This window comes from Variovorax sp. 160MFSha2.1 (genome assembly GCF_048305075.1).
Classification (GTDB): domain Bacteria; phylum Pseudomonadota; class Gammaproteobacteria; order Burkholderiales; family Burkholderiaceae_C; genus Variovorax; species Variovorax guangxiensis.
Genome location: NZ_CP157624.1, coordinates 5,084,315 through 5,101,814 on the forward strand (window position 1 = coordinate 5,084,315; position 17,500 = coordinate 5,101,814).

A 17,500-nucleotide genomic window follows, 5' to 3' on the forward strand; every position below is an offset into this window, starting at 1 on the left:
ATGACAGCCGTCACCCGCATCGAGCACGACGCGTTCGGTCCGGTCGAAATTCCCGCGGGCAGATATTGGGGCGCTCAGACGCAGCGCGCGGCCGGCGTGTTCGAAGTGGGAACGGAGCGCTTTGCCGCCTGCCTGCTGCACGCGTTCGGTCTGCAGAAGATCGCGGCCGCGAGAGCCAACGCGCGCTGCGGCGCACTCGAAGCGGCGCTGGCCGGGACCATCGCCGCCGCGGCCGGGGAAGTGTCTCGCGGCCTGTTCGACGATCACTTCCCGCTCACGATCTGGCAGACCGGCTCGGGCACGCAGACGAACATGAATGCCAACGAGGTGATCGCGAACCGGGCCAACGAACTGCTCGGCCAGCCGCTGGGCACGAAGTCGCCGGTGCATCCGAACGACCATGTGAACGCATCGCAGTCATCGAACGACAGCTTTCCGACGGTGATGCACATCGCCGCCGCGACAGAGCTGACGAAGCGGTTGATTCCCGCCCTCATCATCCTGAAGGAGGCCCTGGAGGACCGGGCTCGTGCGTTTGCCGGTGTCGCGAAGGTAGCCCGCACGCACCTGATGGACGCCGTGCCGATGACGATGGGCCAGGCATTCGAGGCATTCGCATGGCAGGTGTCCAGCGGAATTTCGCGGCTGCAGGATGCCTTGCCACGGCTGCTGCTGCTCGCCCAGGGTGGCACGGCGGCGGGAACGGGGCTCAATGCGCCGGAGAACTTCGACACGTTTTTCTGCGAGGAAATCGGCAGGCTCACCGGCCTGCCGTTCGCGCCCCATCCGTGCAAGTTCGAGGGCATATCGGGCCACGACGCGCTGGTGGAACTGTCGGGCGCATTGAACGTGATCGCCACGTCGCTGATGAAGATCGCCAACGACATCCGCTGGATGGGGTCGGGCCCGCGCTGCGGCATCGGCGAGCTGGTGATACCGGACGACGGGCTGACCTCCTCGATCATGCCCGGCAAGCGCAACCCGACCATCGCGGAGGTGGTCGCCCAGGCCGCCATGCAGGTCGCCGGAAACCACGTGACGGTGACGATGGCCGGCGCATCGGGCAGCTTCGAACTCAACGTGGCCAAGCCGGTGCTGATCCACAACGTGCTGCAGTCGATCCGCATACTGTCGGACAGCTCGCTCGTCTTCGCCAACAAGCTGGTGGCAGGCCTCGACGTCGATCGCGAGCGGCTCGAATCGAACCTGGGCAACGCGCTGCTTTCCGTGACCGCGCTAAACCCGGTGCTCGGCTACGACAAGGTGGCACGCATCACGCGCACTGCGGTGGAGCGGCGCATCCCACCGCGGGAGGCTGCCATTGCGCTCGGCTACCTGGATGCCGAGGCCTACGACCGGCTGGTCGACCCGATCCGCATGGCGAAGGGCGGAAGCTGACTGCGCCTCAGGCCAGCAACAGCGAAGCCTCGTCCCGCCAATAGTTCACCGCAGCCAGCCACCCCTCCCACACGCAGCCGTTGCAGCCGCGGCCGCAGCAGGTGGTGGGCTCGGGCGGCGGTGGGCGCAGCATGATGCCTTGGGCGTCGAGCAGCGCCTGCACGCGCACGATCAGCGCCTGTGCGCCGGCGAGGTTGGTGGGTTCGGGAAGCTGGTCGATGGGGTTCATGATGCAGGAATCTTCAGGCCAGCAGGTCCAGTTCGAGCCGCATCTTCGCTCCACCCGATTCGCTGGACCCGATCGTGAGCTGCCCGCCGTGCAGGCGCGCGACCTCGGCCACCAGATGCAGGCCCAGCCCCGCGCCACGCCCGCGCGGCACCAGCCGGTGGAATGGCGCCACCACGCGCTCGCGATCGGCCTCGGGAATGCCGGGGCCGGAGTCGAGCACCTCGAAGCCCGAGGGCTCCCACAGCCGCACCTGGATGTCGCAGCCCTGCCCGCCGTGCTCGATGGCGTTCTGGATCAGGTTGCTCAGCGCCCGCTCCAGCGAGGGCGCGTCGCCGCGCACCCACAGTGGCTTCGGCGCTTCCACCGACAGCGTGCAGCGGTTCATGATGGCCAGCGGCGCGATGTCGCCCGCCACGCGTTCGCACAGCGCCTTCAGGTCGACCTGCTGGCGGTCTTGCACCGCGACGTGGTCCAGTCGCTGCAGGTCGAGCAACTGCTCGGCCAGCGTCGCGAGCCGCGCCGAGGCCTGCAAAAGCTTCACTTTGAGCGGGCCGTCCTGCAGGCCTTCGAGATGGATCTGCAGCGTGGTAATGGGCGTGCGCAGCTCGTGCGCGGCGTCGGCCAGGAAGCGCTCCTGCCGGTCGTAGCCTTCGTTGAGGCGGTCGAAGGCGCGGTTCACGGCGTTGACCAGCGGGCGAATCTCGCTGGCCACGTTGGCCAGCGGCAGCCGCGTGGTGCGTTCGTGCACGTCGATGCTCTCGGCATGCTCGGCCGTGGCCACCACGCCCTTGAGGCCGCGCTTCACGACGAAGGGCGTGGCCAGGATCACGCCGAGGCAGGTCACCAGCGCCATCGGCGCCACCAGGAAAAGGAAGGCGATGGCGGTGCCCTTGAGCGTGTTCTTCACGGTCAGGGGGCTGCCCGTCTGCGTCATCACAGCCACCAGGCCCGCGCGCGTTTCCACGCGATCGAAACGAGCCTTGGGCCGGGTGTTGTCGCTCTCGGGGTTGATGGCCATGCGCTCCATGCCGTCGAGCGAATCGAAGAGCCTGGCGTAGCTGGGCGGCACGTCGCCGTTGCGCAACTCCGCGCCATGGCTGTCGCGCGCGATGAACCAGAAAGGAGGATCGGCCTCCCGCAGGCGCTGAACCTCCGGCGTGGGCTCGATCGCCAGTTTTCCGTCGGGGCCGCGCACCAGCGCGCGCTGGATGGCCGTGATGGTCTCCTGCCCGGTCTCGTCGACCACGCGGCCCAGCACCCAGGCCAGGCCGAGAAAGCCGCCCATCACCAGCGTGCCGACCACCACCTGCAGCAGGATCAGGCTCCAGATGAGCTGCCAGCGCAGCGAGAGCAGGCCTTGTCTCATGCAACCGTCATGCCGCCGGGCGGGCCGCGCAGATCAGGTAGCCCACGCCGCGGATGGCATGGATCTCGACCTGCGCGCCGGCCTTGTCGAGCTTGGAGCGCAGGCGAGACACGTGCGTGTCGAGCGCGTTCGACTGGATGTCGTCCGCATGGCCGTACACGCGGTCCTGCATGGCCTCGCGCAGCACGGTGCGTCCACGATGCTCCAGCAGCGCTTCCAGCACCAGCAGCTCACGGCGCGGCAGGGTGAGGCACTCTTCGCCGACATGGGCCTGCCGCGTGTGATGGTCGAAGCGCAGCTGCCCCAGCGTCATGACGAGGTTCGCACGCACCGCAGGGCGCCGCGCCAACGCACGCACGCGCGCCATGAGCTCGTCCATGGAGAAGGGCTTGGCGAGATAGTCGTCCGCGCCGCCGTCGAGGCTCAGCACGCGCTCCGCCACGTCGGTCATGGCTGTGAGTACCAGCACGGCGGCGGGAATGTCGTTCTGGCGCAGGAAGGCCACCAGCGAGAGGCCGTCGCCGTCGGGCAGGCCACGGTCGAGCACGATCACGTCGTGCTGCGCCGACAGCGCCGCGTCTTCGGCTTCGCGCAGCGAGCCCGCCACGTCGACCACCGCCTGGTTCTGCCGCAGCGCCGAGGCCAGGGCTTGAGCCAGATCGACTTCGTCTTCGACGAGCAGGATTCGCATGGGAGTACGTAGAAAAGGGAGACCAGTGAAAGGCCTGGCAGAGGCCAGGGCCGGCCATTCTAGGAGAGGCCTTTTCTGCAACCGGCGCAATGTTCACGCAATGCAGTTGCATAAGCTGCAACGCCGATGACCCGTCGCGCCGCGCCCTCCTCACCCTTCCCCTCCTCGTGTCCTACACCCTGGTACGGGGCAGTGGGCCGTCGCATCGCCACGCACTGGGTGGCGAAGATGATCGGCACCACGGCGGGCATCACGGGCTTCTTCGCCCTCTACTTCTGGGTGATGCACAACCCGCCGACGCCGCCCACCGTGATGCCGCTCACCGCGCTCGACCACTGGGTGGACGTGAGCGACGAGGCGATGCTCCTGTACGGCTCGCTGTGGTTCTACATCTCGCTGCCGTCCGCCTTCGCCAAGGACTGGGCCGAGTTGCGCGCCTGTGCGCGCGATGCCGCACTGATGGCGGGCATGGGCCTGGTGGTCTTCTGGTTCTTTCCGACGACGGTGCCGGCATTCGCGGTCGACTGGGCGCAATACCCGTCGCTGATGTTCCTCAAGAACGCCGACGCGGGCGGCAATGCCTTCCCGTCGTTGCACGTGGCCTTCGCTGTGTTCACCGCGGTCCTGCTGCAGCGTCAGCTTCGCGAGGTGCGCGCGCCGGCCTGGGTGCGCGTGCTCAATGTGCTGTGGGCCCTGGGAATCGTCTATTCGACTCTGGCGACGCGCCAGCATGTGCTGCTCGACGTGCTCGGCGGCACGCTGCTGGCGGCCGTCGTGAGCCGGGCAGGCACCGCGCGCGCCCGGCTGGCATGGAACGAGGCCTGAGCCCTTACCAGAAGATCCAGAGCGCCAGGCCGCCGAAGATGGCCCACTTCACGAGGTAGTACACCCGCTTGTCCCAGGCCTTCAGGCGCTTGCCGACCACGCGGATCTGGTAGATGTACTTGAACGCGCGGTTGATGCCGCCGGTCTTGTCGCCGGCATCGTTGGGCGATGCGGCCGCGGCCAGCAGGTTCTTCGCGAACCAGCGGTTCACCGCGCTGGCCCATCGGTACTTCAGGGGGCGCTCGATGTCGCAGAACAGGATCACGCGGTCGTGGTCGGTCGTGTTCTCGGCGTAGTGGATGTAGGTCTCGTCGAACACCACCGCCTCGCCGTCGCGCCAGTGGTAGCGCTGGCCGTCCACGTCGATGTAGCAGCCCTCGACGCCCGGCGTCCACAGGCCCAGGTGGTAGCGCAGCGAACCGGCGAAGGGATCGCGGTGGCGCACGAGGCGGCTGCCTGGTGGCAGCTCGGCGAACATGGCGGCCTTGATGGTGCCGATGCCCTTCAGCAACTCGGTGGTGCGCGGGCACAGCACGGCGGCCGAGGGGTGCGCATCGTCGTACCACTTCAGGTAGAAGCGCTTCCAGCCGCTCTTGAAGAAGGAGTTGAAGCCCACGTCGTTGAACTGGCTCGACGCCTTGATGCTGCCGCCGTTGCGCATGGCCAGCGCTTCCTCGCGGATCACTTCCCAGTTTTCCTCGAGCACGCGCATCTCGGGGAACTCGGCAGGCGACAGGTAGGGCGTACCCGGCACCTTCGAGAAAAGGTACATGAAGACGTTCAGCGGCGCCAGGAAGGTCGAGTGATCAGAGAGCTGCCTGAAGAAACGATGCCGTACCTGGCCGCGGAAATGAACGTAGAGCGCGCTGAGCGCGAAGATGGCAAGAATGACCCACTTCATGGGAAAGTGTCCTGTAAACAGCGCCGGGTAGTGTAATTCCTCGCCCCAATTCGGGGCTGACCACGCCCTTTATGCCCTTCGGCCCCTTTCGGCCATGCACCGGGGAAGGTTTCAGCTGCACAGCATGGGTTGCGGCGCGTCGGCCATGGCCAGCGGCAGCCGCACGGTGGCCAGCAGGCCGCCGCTCGCGGTTTCGCCCAGCGTCACTTCGCCGCCGTGGCGGTCGACCACCGACTTGACGATGGCCAGCCCCAGCCCGCTGCCGCTCTGGCTCTGGTCGGGGTTGCGGAAGAAACGGTCGAACACCCGCTCGCGCAGCGCGGCCGGCACGCCGGGGCCCTGGTCCGCCACCGTCAGCAGGGCCTGCGCGCCGTCGCGCGACACATGCACGACCACCGTGCCGTCGGGCGGGCTGTACTTGATGGCGTTGTTGATGAGGTTGTCGATCATCGAAACCAGGCTCTCGCGCTCGCCGAGCACCGGCACGCGGTCTTCGCACACCAGCTCCAGCTCGATGTTGCGCGAGCTGGCCAGGCTCTCGATCATGGCCAGCCGGTCCTGCACCAGCGCGTCGAGCGAAAGCATCACCGGCAGGGTGTTGTCCGAGACCGCGTCGCTGCGCATCAGCTGCAGCAGCTGCCCCACCAGGCGCGCCGCGCGGTCGTTGCTGCGCAGCAGGTTGCCCATGAGCTCGCGCTGGTGCTCGTCGGTGCTCTGCTCCTTCAGTGCCTCCACGTTCACGCGCATCGCGGCCAGCGGCGTCCGCAGCTCGTGCGCGGCGTCTGCGATCAGGCTGCGCTCGCGCGATGTGCTGTCGCGCACCCGCTGCAGCAGGCTGTTGATGCTCTGCACCAGCGGCTGCAGCTCCTTGTGCGGCGGGGTGTACGACAGCGGCGTGAGGTCGGCCGGCCCGCGCTCGGCGGTCTCCTGGCTCACGCGGCGCCAGGGCCGCAGCGCGAGGCGCACCGAAAGCCACGCGGGAAACACCAGGAAAGGCAGGCTGATGACCAGCGGCAGCAGGTAGTAGCCCCGATACATCACGGTGACGGTGAGCCGCCAGACGCTGGGCTCCGCCAGCATCACGCGGATGTCGGAGTCGGGCGAGGCGATCGTGCGCGCGCGCCATTCGCGGTTGCCCGCCTTCACGGTCTCGATGAGGTTCGGCGCGGTGTTGAGGATGACGGGCACGGCCGCCGTCGAGCGGTAGACCAGTCTGTCGCCCTGCCACACCTGCATGACGGGCGAGGTGTCGGAGGCCGCGTCGCCGTCGCCGATGGTTTCGAGCAGCGCGGCGTCGAAGGCGGCGAGCGTCTCCTGCTGCTTGTCGGGCCGGTCGGCGGTGTTCTTGGCGATGGAAATCACCGTCTGGAAGATCTTCTCGAACTTCAGCAGCTCGGGGTCTTCGTAGGAGTCGTACAGCAGAAGCGCGATGGCCATGGTCCACAGCAGGGCGACCACGCCCATCTGCGCAAGCAGCAGGCGCCGCATCAGGGAAGGTTGTTTCCAGTTCTTCCAGCGCTGCGCCAGCGCCTGAATCATTTCTGCGTGCTCCGCGCCAGCGATTGCACGTCGATCACGTAGCCGATGCCACGCACCGTGCGGATATAGCCCTGGCCGATCTTCTTGCGCAGGTTGGAGATGTGCACCTCGAGCGAATTGCTGCCGTTGGCCTGGCCACCGGGCAGTACCTGCTCTTCCATCACGCGGCGCGTGACCACGCGGCCGGTGCGCTTGAGCAGGAGCGCCAGCAGGTCGAACTCGCAGCGCGAGAGCTCGACCGGCTCGCCGTCGACGATCACGCCGCGCGTGGGCTCGTGCAGCGCCAGGCCGCGCATGCGGATGGTCTCGTCGTTGAAGCCGTAGCTGCGGCGCGCGAGCGCACGAACGCGCGACAGCAACTCGGCCAGCGCGAAGGGCTTGACCAGGTAATCGTCGGCGCCGTCGTCCAGGCTGCGCAGCCGGTCGTTGAGCGCGTCGCGCGCGCTGAGCACCAGCACCGGCAATATCTGGCGGTCGCGGCGCAGGCGGAACAGCAGGTCGAGCCCGTCGCCGTCGGGCAGGCCGAGGTCGAGCAGCACCATGTCGAAAGTGCCGCCCTCGAGCGTGCGCAGGGCGTCGTCGAGTCTGCGGACCCACACCACATCCATGCCTTGATTGGCCAGCGCGATGCGCACGCCATTGCCGAGGTCAAGGTCGTCCTCAACAAGCAAGAGATTCATGAGCCTCCACGTGAACTGAACACTCCGCTTCCGGAATGTGGCGGAAGTATCTGCCAGGCGCCAAGGCGGTACTTCAGGAAATCTTCATGAATGCCGAAGCAGCTCTTCAGGTGCGGCCGGGACACTGGAGCCATCCCCTGCACACGGAAACGGAACACCCAAGTGAATCGATTGCCCTCCCTGCCGGCACATACTGCCCGAGCGGACCGCTACTGCCCACGGCGCCGGGACGTGCTCCATGCCATTGGCCTGGCCGGCCTTGCGAGCCTCGCGGCCTGCGGTGGCGGCGGGCATGGTCATGGCGGCGTAGAGGTTGGCGGCGTCGGCACCGGCGGTGGCGGCAAGCCCACGGTCATCGACCGCCGGGTAAAGGTGTCGGCCACACCCGAAGTCTCGCTGCAGGTGCGCGACTGGCAGCCGCCCGGCAGCAGCACAGGGCCTGTCATCGTGCTGCTGGCAGGACTCGGCGGCAATGCGCGCTACTTCGACAGTCTCGCTCCCGCGCTGGCCGCCAGGTCGCGCGTGATCGCGATCAGCCGGCGCGGCTACGGTCTTTCGGACAAGCCGATGCCGGTGAAGACCGTCACGCAGTTCTATGAGGTGGATACGCTGGTTGCCGACCTGAAGGCGGTGCTCGATGCGCTGGGCGTGCAACGCGTGGTGCTGGGAGGCCACTCGATTGCGGGCAACGAACTCACCCGCTTCGCGGGCCTTTACCCCGGCCGGACGCAGGGCCTGATCTATCTCGACACAACCTTCGACTACACCGTCGAAGGCGACAGCGGCGGAGAGAAGATTCCAGAGAACCCGCTGCTCGACGAGCCCAGGCCGACGCTGAATGACGGCCGCTCGCTGCAGGCTGCCATTGCTTTCTTCCGGCGCAACTCGAAGAACTGGTGGCCTCCGCTGGAGGCGAACCTGCGCGATGCGGTAGACATCCATGGCGATGGCAGCGTGAGCCTCAACACCCCTGATGAAGTGGAGACCGCCATGCACGCTGCTTCCCGTTCCTATTCGCCCGACTACAAGGCCATACGCGCGCCGTCGCTTGTCGTGACTGCGCTGCCTTCCGACAACCGCGACATGTTCCCATGGCTGGAATTGCCGCTGGATGCGAAGACGCAGAAAGACGCTGCCGACTACCTGCGCATCTTTCGCCGCGCGTCCATCACGAATTCGAACCAGCTCGTGGCAGCGCTCGACACGTCCAATCGCCTGACCCTGGACCACGCCAACCACGGCGACTTCATCATGGAGCGCGAAGCCGAAGTGCTGCGTGCGATCCAGTTCATGACATGGGCCTGAGCTATGCCTGCACGCCCTTCACGCGCAGCAGCTTGATCAGCGCCGCGAGTTCCTCGCCACCCAGGCCGGCCTCGTCCGCTCGCCGGAAGATGCCCGCCGCGAAGGCCGGAAACTCGGTATCGATGCCCGAGGTTTGCGCCGTCTCCAATATGCGTTTCGTCGCCTCGACCGAGATGCGCATCGGGCTCTGCGAAATGGCGAAGTCGCCCGACTGGATGACGGAGCCTTCGTGCTGAAGAAAGCCGGCGAAGGTCGGCATGATGCCCGCGACGATGCGGCCGTATTCGGCCACGTCGAAGCCTTCGTGCTCGGCAATGCGCGCGCCGTGGATGAAGCCGAGCATCGTGCCGTAGATGGTGGAGAGCGTGGCGAGGTCCATGGCGGCCGCCGCGCTCGCGGCCTCGCCGAGGTAGACGATGCCGCCGGCCAGCGCCTCCAGCCACGGCCGCGCCTCGTCGTACGCAGGGCGCGCGCCCGATACCAGCAGCGGCGTGTCGGGCCGGCCCATCTGGTCGGGCGCGGCCTGGATGGCGCCTTCGACGTACGCGGCGCCGTGCTTGTGCGCCCATGCATGGGCATCTCGCGCGTCCTGCGGGCTGCCGGTGGTCAGCTGCACAAGCAGGCGGCCGTCCATGGCGGCGGCCACGCCGTCCATCGCGAGGATGGCCTCGGCGGCGCGGTAGTCGTAGACGCACATCACGACCACACGCGCAGCGCGCACGGCCTCGCTCGCGCTGCGCGCCAGCACCGCGCCCTTGGCGACCAGCGCGCCGGCCTTGTCGGCGCTTCGGTTCCACACCGTGACCTTGTAGCCCTGGTCCAGGTAGATCTGCGCGATGGCTGCGCCCATGGCGCCCAGGCCCAGGACGCTGACTTCCTTGATGCCGCAGCTCTTGCTGCTCATGACGATTCGCTTGATGGTTGTGAAGACGGACGTATCGTAGAAATTGAGCTCCGATATGGTCAAGTACCTACAATTAAGTGAGGTACTTACCAAAATGTATGTATTACCTACTGATGGGGATGAAGATGAAATCCAGGAAACCCTACAACTGCGGCATCGGCCCGGCCTTCGACGTCATCGGCGGCAAGTGGAAGGCGGTGATCCTGTGGGAGCTGCATGTGCAGCCCCTGCGCTTCGGCGAGCTGAAGCGGGCGCTGCCGGACATCAGCGAGAAGATGCTGATCCAGCAGCTGCGCGAGATGGAAACCGACGGCATCGTCCACCGCGAGGTATTTCACGAAGTGCCGCCGCGCGTGGAGTACTCGGAAACGAAGCTTGGCGCCACGCTCAATGCCGCGCTCGCGCCGCTGGCCGACTGGGGCGACCGCTATGCCAGGCGCGTGGAAGCCGCGCGCACGCGGGCCGAGGCCGCGAAGTGACGACGACACGGGCGAAGACCGCGGCCGCGCTGCTCTTGCTGTGCGCCGCCCTGCATGCTTCGCCGGGCATGGCGCAGACGGCGTGCACACCCTCGCCCTCCTGGGCCGGCCCACCGATGCGCTCCGCGCCCGAGGCGGTCTGGCAGAAGGACTTCAAGCGCTCCATCGACGGCGAACTGCCCGCCCCGCTTCGGAAGGCGCTCGGCGACGCGCTCGACAAGATGCTGCAGCACGTGCCCGCCGCCAGCGTTGCTGTCGCGATTCCCGGTGAAGGCACCTGGTCCGCCACGCGCGGGCTCGCTCGCAAGGAGCCGCCGCAGCCCGTGGTGCCCGACCAGCCCTTCCAGGTCGCGAGCACCGCCAAGACGCTGACGGCCGCTGTCGTGCTGCAACTGGTCGAAGAAGGAAAGCTGAAGCTCGACGACACCATCGACAAATGGTTTCCCGACGCGCCGAACGCCAAGCTCACCACCATCGAGCAGCTGCTGCGCCACACCAGTGGCCTCGTGAGCTTCAACGCGTTGCCCTCGCTGGGCACAGCCTACCGCACGCCCGCCGAAGTCATCGCGCTCGGCACTGCGCAGAAGCCGCAGTTCTGCCCCGGCGCGAACTGGAGCTATACCAACACCGGCTACGCGATGCTCGGCGTGATCGTCGAGAAGGTAGACGGCGCCCCGTTCTCGGAGGTTCTTTCGAAGCGCCTCATCAAGCCGCTGGCGCTGAGCCACACGGTCATGCGCAAGCCGGGCGTCGAGTTGCCGGTCGCCACAGGTCACGCGTCCGGGCGGCCAGTCGATGCACCCGACCAGTACGCCACGCCCTACGCCGCCGGCGCGCTGGCATCGACGGCCGGCGACCTCGCGGTGTTCTGGCACGCCCTGCTCGCGGGCAAGGTGCTGCCCGGCCAGTCGGTGCATCGCATGTTCACCGGCATGCCCGCGATGATCGGGCCCTACGCGGGCAGCAACTCGTTCTACGGCATGGGCGTGCAGTTCTACGACGTGCCCGACGGCCCCGGCCTGATGCTCGGCCACAGCGGCGGCATCGAAGGCTTCACGAGCATCGTGGCCTATGTGCCGGCCGACGACGTGTACATCGCCGTCGCGTTCAACGAGAAGAAGGTGCCGGCGGAGGCCGGCCTGTGGGCGCTGCTGCGCGCGGTGCGCACTTATCGCACGCTGCAGTGACCGGAAGGAGCGGGATCAGTCCGCCCAGCCGGTCTCGATCTCGGTCTTCACCTCGGTCATGAGCTTGTGCACCGGGCACTTGCCGGCCACGCGCAGCAGCTCGTCGCGCTGCGCCTCGCTGAGGTTGCCGCTCAGGCGCAGGCCCGACTTGAGGCGGTAGACGCCCTTGCGCTCCTCGCTGTCGTCGCGATCGACCACCACTTCGATGTCTTCCACCGGAATGCCCTTGCGGCGCGCGTAGATCAGCACGGTGAGCGCCTTGCAGGCCGCAAGCGATGCGTCGTACAGGTCGTGCGGCTCCGGGCCGGCGTCGCTGCCGCCGCCTGTAGGAGAAGCATCGACCGGGATCTCGTGGTTGCGGATCTTCAGGATGTGGCGGGTGCCGGTGATGCCGTCGCGGCGGATCGTGATGCTCATGCGTGTTTCCTTGGGGAAGTGGTTGCGGTGAGGGGAGAAAGCGTCTTCACGTAAAGGATGGTGGTGAAGCCGCTGTGCCATTCGAGGTCGGGGTAGCGGTCTGCCTCGCGGTAGCCGAGCGCGAGGTAGAAGCCCTGGCTCTGCGTGTTGAAGGTGTCGGTCTCCAGCCGCGCGAGCTCCACGCCGTCGACGCGCATGCCGTCTTCCGCGAAGGCCATCAGCGCCCTCGCGATCCCCTTGCGCTGGTGCCTGGCCGGTACGTGCAGGGCATGCACGAAATCGTGCTCCCAATGCACCATGCCGACCACCTCGCCGTCGATTTCGGCCACGAAGAATTCGGGGCCCTTCTCGTCGATGTAGCCCAGGGGCGCGCCGCTGTCGCGGTAGGCCTTCGCGGCCTCGGGTGTGAGCTGCGGCAGCCAGGTACCGGCGAAGGTGTCGTCGAGGATGGCCTTCACCGCGTCGAAGTCTTCAAGGCGCCAGGGGCGGATCATGACGTCGGGAACGTCGTTGTCGGTGCTCATCGATTCAGCGGTCTACAGCCAGCATCAGCGTTTCCTTGATTTCTTCCATCACCACGTAGCTGTGCGACTCGGCCGCCACCGGCAGCTTCTTGAGGATGTCGCCCAGCAGGTGCCGGTATTCGCTCATGCCGCTCAGCCGTGCCTTCACGAGGTAGTCGAAACTGCCCGACACCAGGTGGCATTCGAGCACCTCGGGCATGTGCAGCAGCTCCTTGCGGACCTTGTCGAACACGTCGCCCGACTTGGCCGAGAGCTTGATTTCCACGAACACAAGCAGCGTGCGGCCCAGCGCCTCGGGCGACACGTGGGCGTGATAGCCGGTGATGACGCCGTCGCGCTCCATGCGCTTCACGCGCTCGGCGCAGGGCGAGGCCGACAGGCCGATGCGCTCGGCCAGTTCGGTCATCGACATGCGCCCCTGGCGCTGCAGGACGTCGAGGATCTTGCGGTCTATGCGGTCGAGTTCGGGCATTTCACTCCGGGGGCGGCCTTGGAAGGTTTGCGGCAGTGTATTCCACTGCCGAATCGAGTAAATCAGTGGAATCCACTGCCTTGAGGACTTTAGATTCCATTCATTCCATTTGAATCGGCGAATACACCATGAAAGTCATCGTTCTCGGCGGCGGCGTGATCGGCACCACCACGGCCTACTACCTCGCCCGCTCGGGCGCCGAAGTCACCCTGCTCGACCGGCAGGCCGGCCCCGCCGAGGAAACCAGCTTCGGCAACGCCGGCCAGGTGTCTCCCGGCTACTCCACGCCGTGGGCCGCGCCGGGCATTCCGCTGAAGGCGATCAAGTGGATGTTCAAGAAGCACGCGCCGCTGTCGATCCGCCCCGACGGCACGCTGTTTCAGCTGCGCTGGATGGCCGCCATGCTGCGCAACTGCTCGCCCGAGGCCTATGCGGTGAACAAGGAACGCATGATGCGCGTGGCCGAATACAGCCGCGGCTGCCTGCAGCAGCTGCGCGCCGACACCGGCCTGCAGTACGAGCAGCGCACCGGCGGCACGCTGCAACTCTTCCGCACGCAGGCCCAGCTCGACGCGGTGCAGCGCGACATCGCGGTGCTCGAGGAATGCGGCGTTCCCTATGAACTGCTCGACCGCGATGCGCTCGCCCGCATCGAGCCCGCGCTGGCCGGTGCGCGCGACCGGCTGACCGGCGGCCTGCGGCTGCCCAACGACGAAACCGGCGACTGCCATCTCTTCACCCGCGGCCTCGCCGAGATCGCGCGCGGCCTGGGCGTGGACTTCCGCTTCGGCCAGACCATCGCCGCGCTCGAGACCGACGGCGGCCGCATCACCGGCGTGCGCACCACCGCCGGCAAGATCCTCACGGCCGACCGCTACGTGATGGCCTTCGGCAGCTACTCGCGCGCCGCCATCGCCTCGCTGGGCCTGGACATTCCGGTGTACCCGGTCAAGGGCTACTCGCTCACGGTGCCGCTGCTCGACGAATCGCTCGCGCCACAGTCGACGGTGCTCGACGAGACCTACAAGGTGGCCGTCACGCGCTTCGACAACCGCATCCGCGTGGGCGGCATGGCCGAGCTCGGCGGCTTCGACCTGCGCCTGAACCCTGCCCGCCGCGCCACGCTCGAAAAGGTCGTTACCGACCTGTTCCCCGGCGGCGACGTGCCGAACGCCACCTTCTGGACCGGCCTGCGCCCGATGACGCCCGACAGCACCCCCATCATCGGCGGCACGCGCTACGCGAACCTGTTCCTCAACACCGGCCACGGCACCCTGGGCTGGACCATGGCCTGCGGCTCGGGCAAGCTCATCTCCGACATGGTGATGGGCCAGCGCCCCGAGATCCGCACCGACGGCCTGGCGATGGACCGCTACGAATCGGGCTCGTCGCGCGTCCAGCAACCGCGCCCTGCTTCAGTCACTGCCTGAGGAGGCGGGGCCAGAACGCAGAAGTCGCGAAAACCACGCAGAAATCGCAGAAGGAAAAACAATAATTCTTTTGATCCCTTCTGCGACTTCTGCGTAACTTTTGTCTTTCTTCTGCGTTCGGATCCCGAATTCAAGCAGCCTTCGCAATGGGAATCACGGCGTTCTCGTCCATCCCGCGATAGACCTCCGCTTCCCCATGCTTCGCAAGCAGCTGCATCAGGTGCTTGCGGATCAGCATCCCGGGCCGGTCCGACTCCATCGAATACTCCACGCCGCGCCGGCGCGTGTCGACCAGCGCGTCGGGATCGGTCGATTCGAGGATGTCCTTGTCCTCGCGCGTGATCACCTCGTCGAAGTCGATCAGCATCTGCGCGGTGCAATCGGCCTCCGTGTCGTTGCGGAACAGCCACTGGCACAGCTGCATGCGGCCGTCGTCGATGGGCGTGAAACAGTTGATGATGATGTGGCGCACGCCGCTGGGGTACTCGATGTCGAGCCGGCGCGAGAACGGCAGGAAGTAGGCGTTGCGCATGTGGCGCGTGGTAATGGGGTCGGTCACGCCGCTGATCGCATGGAACTTCACCGGGTTGGTCGCGTCGATGATCGTCTCGGCGTAGAAGCCCGAGTCGTTCTCAACCAGTTCGTACTTGCTCGGCTTCGGGCTCGCGGCCACGCCGAAGGTGGCGCGGTGCACGAAGCTGAAGTGCGAATTGTCGAAGGAGTTCTCCAGCGCGCGCATCGGGCTGGTCTGCCACTCTTCGTAGAACTGGAAGATGGTGCGGTAGCCCAGGTCGTCGAACTCCGGAATCGAGGGGATGTCGGCGATGGGCTCCTCCAGTGCCACCCATGCGTAGCCGTAGCGCGCGGTGCAGCGGTAGGCCGTGGTGCGGTACTCGGGCGAGATCCTGCGGTCGGCCTCGTACTGCGGAATGCGGATGACCTGGCCGCTGCGGTCGTAAGTCCAGCCGTGGTAGCCGCACTGGATCGCGCCGGTGCCGCAGGCCTGGCCTTCGCCGTCCACGCACCAGCCCTTGGAGAGCCTCGCGGTGCGGTGACAGCAGCGGTCGCGCAAGGCGGCGGGCTGGCCGTCGGCATCGATGAAGAGGACGATGTCTTCGCCCAGCAGCCTGAAGGGCTTCGGGCCGTTGGCCAGTTCGGTGAGCGGCATGACGGCATGCCAGAACTTGCGGAAGACGGGTTGACGGGTGACGAGCATGCGCGGACTCCTTCTGTGGTCGTGTGGGGACGAACTGAAAGAGCAATTTCCTGCCTGGACCCGGCGATGCCGGCGGCTGAACGCTTCTACTCTGCGCAGGCTGCCTTGCAAGTTGCGCGCCCGGATTGTGCGCGCGGCCGGCCACGCCTCCAAGCCCCAGGCCCAATCCCGAGCAAAAGCCCTTGGCATGCCTCGTGCATCACCGCCCGCAAGAGTAGAAGCGTTCAGCAGCGCACGCACCACGACTGTGCGCCCGCCCGGAAATTGCTCTTGAAACGCCCGCCGCCTTTCTTCCTTCACCGGGAAAGGGCGACCGGATTCAAGACACGAAGCTTCCGAGGCCTCACATGCAACGTCGATCCTTCCTCGCGGCCACTACCGCAACCATCGCAACCATCGCCGCCCCCGCCGTGCTTGCGCAGAACGGCAAGCTCACCCCGCTCAAGTTCACGCTCGACTTCCGCATCAACGGGCAGACCGCGCCCTTCTTCCTCGCGCTGGCCAAGGGCTACTACAAGGACGAAGGGCTCGACGTGAGCATCGACACCGGCGCCGGTTCGGTCGCCTCCATCACGCGAATCGCGAGCGGCGTCTACCAGTTGGGGCTGGGCGACATCAGCTCGCTGGTCGAGTTCAACGCGCAGAACCCCGGCACGCCGATGGTGCAGGCCGTCTACCAGTACTACAACCGCGCACCGTTCGCGATCATCGGCCGCAAGGACCGCGGCGTGACCGGCGACTTCAGGAGCCTCGCGGGCAAGAAGGTCGCGGCCGCCGCCGTCGAATCGACACGCCGCGCATGGCCGCTGGTGGCACGCAAGCAGGGCATGCGCGCCGACGCCTTCCAGTGGCAGACCACGGACTTCAGCGCGCGCGACAACGTGATGGTGCGCGGCGACGTCGATGCCGCCACCTACTTCCACGACTCGGCCGTCTCGCTCTTCGCGCGCATGAAGCCCGAGGAACTCTCGGTGCTCAAGTACGCCGACGCGGGCGTGAACCTGTATGGCAACGCCATCCTCGCGGGCAGCAACCTCATCGCGCAGAACCCGAAGGTGGTGGCCGCCTTCCTGCGCGCGAGCAATCGCGCCATCGTCGAGACCTTCGCCAACCCGGCGCCCAGCATCGCCGCGATGCGGCAGCGCGAGCCCATCCTCGATGAGAAAATCGAACTCGAGCGCTGGGGCATCACCGCGCAGTACGTCGGCGCGGCCGACACGCAGGGCCATGGCCTCGGCGACATCAGGAAGCTCACGCTGGAGCAGCAGGTCGACGAGGTGGCCGAAGTCTTCGGCCTGAAGGTCAAGCCCGCGTCCGACGCCATCTTCAACACTTCGATGCTCCCATCGCGCAGCGAACGCACTCTTCCGAAATCCTCCAAGGCATGAACGATTCCATCGACAGCAACAGCATCGGCACCTTCTATCCGCCAGAGACCGCCCTCGACGAACGCGACGGCCGCTACCTGCGCAAGGCCATCGTGTGGTCGCACGCGGCGCGGCGCAGGGGCAACCGGCCCTTCGGCTGCGTGATCGTCTCGGCCGCCGGCGAAGTGCTCTCCGAGGCCGGCAACAGCAACACCGAGACCGGCGACTGCACCGCCCACGCCGAGGTCAACGCGCTGCGCGCGCTGGCCGGGCGCGGACTCTCTCGCGAGGAACTGGCCGGCGCCACGCTCTACGCCTCGGGCGAGCCCTGCGTGATGTGCGCGGGCGCGATCTTCTGGTCGAACATCGGCCGCGTGGTGTTCGGCATCGACGCCGAGCGGCTGCGCGTGTTCCGTGGCGAGCGGCAGGACCAGCGCGACGCGGAGCTGTCGTGCCGCGACGTGTTCCGCGCCTCGCCGCATCCCATCGAGTGCATAGGCCCGGCTCTCATCGATGAAGCCAGCGCCGCGCACGACGGCGCCTGGAAGGTCTGAGTCCCGAAGCAGCCGA

19 protein-coding genes are annotated in these 17,500 nt (G+C 67.0%); 8 read left to right on the forward strand and 11 right to left on the reverse strand.

Annotation, left to right across the window (positions count from 1 at the left end):
• Positions 1-1,398 carry a class II fumarate hydratase gene (locus ABL838_RS23055; protein ID WP_418122089.1) on the forward strand — a complete coding sequence of 466 codons (1,398 nt, stop codon included), beginning with the start codon at positions 1-3 and terminating at the stop codon, positions 1,396-1,398.
• Between the two features lie 7 nt (positions 1,399-1,405).
• On the opposite strand, the gene ABL838_RS23060 is transcribed toward ABL838_RS23055, so the two are convergent.
• From ABL838_RS23060 to ABL838_RS23070, 3 genes are read right to left on the reverse strand one after another with little or no spacing between them, the layout of a single operon-like run.
• Positions 1,406-1,627: an oxidoreductase-like domain-containing protein gene (locus tag ABL838_RS23060; RefSeq protein ID WP_184641181.1), complete on the reverse strand. Its 222-nt coding sequence runs from the start codon at positions 1,625-1,627 to the stop codon at positions 1,406-1,408.
• Between the two features lie 13 nt (positions 1,628-1,640).
• Entirely contained in the window at positions 1,641-2,993 is a 1,353-nt protein-coding gene (locus ABL838_RS23065) for a sensor histidine kinase (protein WP_418122091.1), read from the reverse strand.
• A gap of 7 nt (positions 2,994-3,000) precedes the next feature.
• Positions 3,001-3,684 (reverse strand): response regulator, encoded by a 684-nt coding sequence (locus tag ABL838_RS23070; RefSeq protein WP_369661207.1) that lies wholly within the window; start codon positions 3,682-3,684, stop codon positions 3,001-3,003.
• A 126-nt stretch (positions 3,685-3,810) separates the two neighbouring features.
• Here ABL838_RS23070 and ABL838_RS23075 point away from each other — a divergent pair, with 126 nt between their 5' ends.
• The gene (locus tag ABL838_RS23075; RefSeq protein WP_418122093.1) at positions 3,811-4,509 is read left to right on the forward strand and encodes a phosphatase PAP2 family protein; all 699 of its coding nucleotides are present in this window, start codon (positions 3,811-3,813) and stop codon (positions 4,507-4,509) included.
• 4 nt (positions 4,510-4,513) lie between these two features.
• Here the strand turns inward: ABL838_RS23075 and lpxO are convergent, their stop codons facing one another.
• The 3 genes from lpxO to ABL838_RS23090 form a co-directional block, all read right to left on the reverse strand.
• Positions 4,514-5,410, reverse strand: a complete 897-nt coding sequence (gene lpxO / locus ABL838_RS23080; protein ID WP_126023442.1) for a lipid A hydroxylase LpxO — start codon at positions 5,408-5,410, stop codon at positions 4,514-4,516.
• Between the two features lie 111 nt (positions 5,411-5,521).
• On the reverse strand, positions 5,522-6,949 hold the full coding sequence (locus tag ABL838_RS23085) for a sensor histidine kinase (protein WP_418122095.1): 1,428 nt from the start codon (positions 6,947-6,949) through the stop codon (positions 5,522-5,524).
• Positions 6,946-7,629: a response regulator gene (locus ABL838_RS23090; protein ID WP_184641178.1), complete on the reverse strand. Its 684-nt coding sequence runs from the start codon at positions 7,627-7,629 to the stop codon at positions 6,946-6,948. The genes ABL838_RS23085 and ABL838_RS23090 overlap by 4 nt, the downstream gene beginning before the upstream one ends.
• 231 nt (positions 7,630-7,860) lie before the next feature.
• Here ABL838_RS23090 and ABL838_RS23095 point away from each other — a divergent pair, with 231 nt between their 5' ends.
• On the forward strand, positions 7,861-8,934 hold the full coding sequence (locus tag ABL838_RS23095; protein WP_418122097.1) for an alpha/beta fold hydrolase: 1,074 nt from the start codon (positions 7,861-7,863) through the stop codon (positions 8,932-8,934).
• Position 8,935: 1 nt separating this feature from the next.
• Here ABL838_RS23095 and ABL838_RS23100 read toward each other — a convergent pair whose 3' ends face one another.
• Positions 8,936-9,838, reverse strand: coding sequence for an NAD(P)-dependent oxidoreductase (locus ABL838_RS23100; protein WP_418122098.1), 903 nt, complete (start codon positions 9,836-9,838; stop codon positions 8,936-8,938).
• Between the two features lie 125 nt (positions 9,839-9,963).
• Here ABL838_RS23100 and ABL838_RS23105 point away from each other — a divergent pair, with 125 nt between their 5' ends.
• Both ABL838_RS23105 and ABL838_RS23110 read left to right on the forward strand, forming a co-directional pair.
• Positions 9,964-10,317, forward strand: a complete 354-nt coding sequence (locus ABL838_RS23105; protein ID WP_184641175.1) for a winged helix-turn-helix transcriptional regulator — start codon at positions 9,964-9,966, stop codon at positions 10,315-10,317.
• Positions 10,314-11,504: a serine hydrolase domain-containing protein gene (locus ABL838_RS23110; RefSeq protein ID WP_418122099.1), complete on the forward strand. Its 1,191-nt coding sequence runs from the start codon at positions 10,314-10,316 to the stop codon at positions 11,502-11,504. Before ABL838_RS23105 ends, ABL838_RS23110 begins: the two co-directional genes overlap by 4 nt.
• A 15-nt stretch (positions 11,505-11,519) precedes the next feature.
• Here ABL838_RS23110 and ABL838_RS23115 read toward each other — a convergent pair whose 3' ends face one another.
• Genes ABL838_RS23115 through ABL838_RS23125 form a run of 3 tightly spaced genes read right to left on the reverse strand, consistent with a single transcriptional unit; the run spans position 11,520 to position 12,917 of the window.
• Positions 11,520-11,921: an OsmC family protein gene (locus tag ABL838_RS23115; RefSeq protein WP_418122100.1), complete on the reverse strand. Its 402-nt coding sequence runs from the start codon at positions 11,919-11,921 to the stop codon at positions 11,520-11,522.
• Positions 11,918-12,445 carry an N-acetyltransferase family protein gene (locus ABL838_RS23120; protein WP_418122101.1) on the reverse strand — a complete coding sequence of 176 codons (528 nt, stop codon included), beginning with the start codon at positions 12,443-12,445 and terminating at the stop codon, positions 11,918-11,920. Before ABL838_RS23120 ends, ABL838_RS23115 begins: the two co-directional genes overlap by 4 nt.
• 4 nt (positions 12,446-12,449) lie before the next feature.
• Positions 12,450-12,917, reverse strand: coding sequence for a winged helix-turn-helix transcriptional regulator (locus ABL838_RS23125; RefSeq protein WP_126023436.1), 468 nt, complete (start codon positions 12,915-12,917; stop codon positions 12,450-12,452).
• Positions 12,918-13,045: 128 nt separating this feature from the next.
• On the opposite strand from ABL838_RS23125, the gene ABL838_RS23130 reads away from it, so the two are divergent.
• Positions 13,046-14,347, forward strand: coding sequence for a D-amino acid dehydrogenase (locus ABL838_RS23130; protein WP_418122102.1), 1,302 nt, complete (start codon positions 13,046-13,048; stop codon positions 14,345-14,347).
• Between the two features lie 130 nt (positions 14,348-14,477).
• Here ABL838_RS23130 and ABL838_RS23135 read toward each other — a convergent pair whose 3' ends face one another.
• On the reverse strand, positions 14,478-15,563 hold the full coding sequence (locus ABL838_RS23135) for a Rieske 2Fe-2S domain-containing protein (protein ID WP_418122103.1): 1,086 nt from the start codon (positions 15,561-15,563) through the stop codon (positions 14,478-14,480).
• Positions 15,564-15,910: 347 nt separating this feature from the next.
• Here ABL838_RS23135 and ABL838_RS23140 point away from each other — a divergent pair, with 347 nt between their 5' ends.
• Both ABL838_RS23140 and ABL838_RS23145 read left to right on the forward strand, forming a co-directional pair.
• Positions 15,911-16,951 (forward strand): ABC transporter substrate-binding protein, encoded by a 1,041-nt coding sequence (locus tag ABL838_RS23140; protein ID WP_418122104.1) that lies wholly within the window; start codon positions 15,911-15,913, stop codon positions 16,949-16,951.
• Positions 16,948-17,484 (forward strand): nucleoside deaminase, encoded by a 537-nt coding sequence (locus ABL838_RS23145; RefSeq protein WP_418122105.1) that lies wholly within the window; start codon positions 16,948-16,950, stop codon positions 17,482-17,484. Before ABL838_RS23140 ends, ABL838_RS23145 begins: the two co-directional genes overlap by 4 nt.
• Positions 17,485-17,500 lie beyond the last annotated feature (16 nt).